The organism is Halomonas sp., assembly GCF_052095695.1.
GTDB lineage: Bacteria > Pseudomonadota > Gammaproteobacteria > Pseudomonadales > Halomonadaceae > Vreelandella.
Map to the genome: position 1 here is coordinate 1 of NZ_JBQDLQ010000168.1, position 3,063 is coordinate 3,063.

The following is a 3,063-nucleotide window of genomic DNA, read 5'->3' on the forward strand; positions in this document are numbered from 1 at the left end:
GCGCAACACTGGCAGTGTTGAGGTCAGCGGTTCGATCCCGCTAGGCTCCACCATTATATTAAATGTTATCGATCATCGATAAAAAAGCCTCGCGGTTTAAGCGAGGCTTTATTTTGTCTTAATGTCAGCGGCTAAGCTGCAATTTTCCCTAATAGCAAAAACTCGATAAGCGCTTTTTGTGCGTGTAAACGATTGCCCGCTTCTTGCCAAACGACCGCACGAGGATCATCGAGCAGGGTGAGGCTAATCTCTTCGCCGCGATGAGCTGGCAGGCAATGCAAGAACAGCACGTCCTGGCGGGCGACATCAAGCATCGCTTCGGTGACTTGGAAGCCTGCGAAGTCTGCTTCGCGTTTAGCCTGTTCTTCTTCCTGCCCCATTGAAGCCCAGACATCGGTGGTGATTAAATCAACGTCTTTGACCGCTGCCTGAGGGTCATGCAGCATGCTAACGTGATCACCAGCGGCCGCCATAATGTCAGCGCGGGGCTCGTAGCCTTTCGGGCAGCATACGCGCAGATGAAAGCCGAACTGGCGGGCAGCATTGATCCATGAATGGCACATGTTATTGCCATCGCCAATCCATACTGCGGTACGGCCCTTAACGCTGCCGCGTAGCTCGGTCCAGGTCATTACGTCAGCAAGTAGCTGGCAAGGGTGATAGTCATCGCTTAACGCGTTAATGACCGGCACACTGCTGGCGCTGGCATACGTTTCCAGCCCCGCGTGTGAAAACGTGCGGATCATCACCGCGTCGACCATCTCAGACAGTACGCGAGCAGTGTCTTCAATCGGTTCGCCGCGGCCTAGCTGCGTATCGCGGGGAGAGAGAAATAGTGCGTGGCCACCAAACTGCGCCATTCCTGTTTCAAACGACACCCGCGTGCGCGTTGATGATTTTTCAAAGATCATCGCCAGAGTGCGGTTGGATAATGGTGTATAAACAGGGCCTTGGGCCTTAAGATTGGTCTTAATCGTAATGGCGCGTTGGATTAAATAGTCCAGCTCATCCGGGGACAAATCTAGCAAGGTCAGGAAATGGCGTGTCGCCATAGGGGCTTCTCTCCGCGCAAAAACACTATCCTAGCGATGCGGCAGGGGATGCGCAACGCGAATGGCATGCGTAGAATGATGCCTACACGTTAAGCCTAGCGTTCCACTCGAGCATTAGTGAGTGGGCTCCGGCTATTTTTATGCGAGGAAAATTGTATGAGCACGACTGCCGAAAACATTCAGCGCCAAATTAGCGAAAACCCAATCCTCATCTACATGAAAGGATCTCCGCAACTGCCACAGTGCGGCTTTTCTGCCCAGACTATTCAAGCATTGATGAGCTGTGGCGAGCGTTTTGCGTTCGTTAATATCCTCGATAATCCGGATATTCGCGCCGAGCTGCCGAAAATTGCTAACTGGCCGACGTTCCCCCAGCTGTGGGTTGAAGGTGAGCTCGTAGGCGGCTGTGACATCGTGGTAGAAATGCATCAAAACGGCGAATTGGAAAAGCTAGTAAAAGCCGCTGCCCAGCGCGCTGGTGCGGTAGAAGGCGGCGACAACGCTTAAGCATTACCCTCTCGAAGGAAAAACAGCTTCATGAGCTATCAGGTTCTGGCCCGCAAGTGGCGACCCCGCACATTCCACGAGCTCGTGGGCCAGGCCCATGTTCAGCGCGCCTTGGTCAATGCTCTTGATCAAGGCCGCCTGCATCATGCTTATCTGTTTACCGGCACTCGCGGCGTGGGTAAAACCACGCTGGCGCGTATTCTTGCCAAGTGTTTGAACTGCACCGCCAAGGGGCGTGGAGAGGAGGGCGTTACCTCGACTCCCTGCGGCCGGTGTGCGAGCTGCCAGGCCATCGATGAAGGCCGTTTTGTTGACTTGATTGAGGTTGATGCAGCCTCACGAACGAAGGTGGAGGATACCCGCGAGCTGCTAGATAACGTGCAGTACGCGCCCACCCAAGGACGCTATAAGGTGTACCTGATTGATGAGGTGCACATGCTTTCCACCAGCAGCTTTAATGCGCTGCTGAAAACATTAGAAGAACCACCCCCGCACGTTAAGTTCTTGCTGGCGACTACCGACCCGCAAAAACTGCCGCCGACAGTGCTCTCACGCTGCCTCCAGTTTACGCTCAAGCACATGCCGCCTGAGCGAGTGGTTGAGCACCTGACATATGTGTTGGGTGAAGAAGGTGTTGCGTTCGATGAAAGTGCACTGTGGCTGCTGGGTAAGGCCGCCGAAGGCTCAATGCGTGATGCCATGAGCTTAACGGATCAGGCCATCGCATTTGGCCAAGGCGCGATACGACACGCTGATGTAGCCTCCATGCTGGGCACGCTGGATCATCGCCATATTTTGGGGCTGGCAGAAGCGCTAGCCGATGTCGACGTGCAGCGGCTGCTGGCAGAAGTATCTCAACTCGCGGAGCAGGGCCCTGACTTTGCCGCTGTATTGGATGAGCTTGCAAATATGTTGCACCGCTTAGCGGTTGCGCAGATGGTGCCGGACGCCGTTGATAATGGCCATGGCGATCGTGACGTGATCTTACAGTTGGCGAGTCGTTTTACCGCTGAAGATATTCAACTTTATTATCAAATTGGCATTCAAGGCCGTGGCGATATGGTGCACGCGCCAGATTTACGCAGTGCATTAGAGATGACCCTGCTGCGAATGCTGGCCTTTAGACCCCAGGGTGTGCCGAAGCCGCCGCGTACGCCGCTACCGCTGAGAAGTGAGCCTTCCGAAAAAGCCGCGGGTGATGCCAATGCTGCCGCCCAGGTTGCGAGCACATCCTCTGCTGTGCCCGCACCTTCGCCACCTATTGAGCCCTCGCCCAGTGAGAGCCACCGAGAGAGTGATCAGCGTGTAGAAGTTGCTCCTCAAGCGGCCTTTTCAGCCCAGCCTTCTCAGGCGGAGCCTGAAGGGCCTGTGATTCAAGAGGAGCCGCCACTTCAAGAGCCGCCACCTTGGTCAGTTGACACCGAAGTGACGGGTCCCGAGCCCGAGTCTGCGCCTGTTTCTGCACCCGAACCAGCATCTTTTCCAGAGCCAGAGCCAGAGCCAG

At 55.3% G+C, this 3,063-nt stretch carries 3 protein-coding genes; 2 read left to right on the forward strand and 1 reads right to left on the reverse strand.

Translation table 11 applies throughout. From position 1 onward, the window contains the following. Positions 1-131: 131 nt before the first annotated feature. Positions 132-1,052 (reverse strand): ornithine carbamoyltransferase, encoded by a 921-nt coding sequence (gene argF / locus ACTH5D_RS17710; RefSeq protein WP_441673530.1) that lies wholly within the window; start codon positions 1,050-1,052, stop codon positions 132-134. 156 nt (positions 1,053-1,208) lie between these two features. Here argF and grxD point away from each other — a divergent pair, with 156 nt between their 5' ends. Both grxD and dnaX read left to right on the forward strand, forming a co-directional pair. After that, entirely contained in the window at positions 1,209-1,559 is a 351-nt protein-coding gene (grxD, locus tag ACTH5D_RS17715; RefSeq protein WP_235039757.1) for a Grx4 family monothiol glutaredoxin, read from the forward strand. Positions 1,560-1,589: 30 nt separating this feature from the next. Continuing rightward, positions 1,590-3,063: DNA polymerase III subunit gamma/tau (gene dnaX, locus ACTH5D_RS17720; protein ID WP_441673532.1), on the forward strand; the 1,474-nt coding region annotated here is incomplete at its 3' end.

What these genes read in the sequence shown, in the direction of transcription:
- argF (WP_441673530.1), bottom strand. Translation starts at nt 1,052, where the DNA reads ATGGCGACACGCCATTTCCTGACCTTGCTAGATTTGTCCCCGGATGAG.
- grxD (WP_235039757.1), top strand. Translation starts at nt 1,209, where the DNA reads ATGAGCACGACTGCCGAAAACATTCAGCGCCAAATTAGCGAAAACCCA.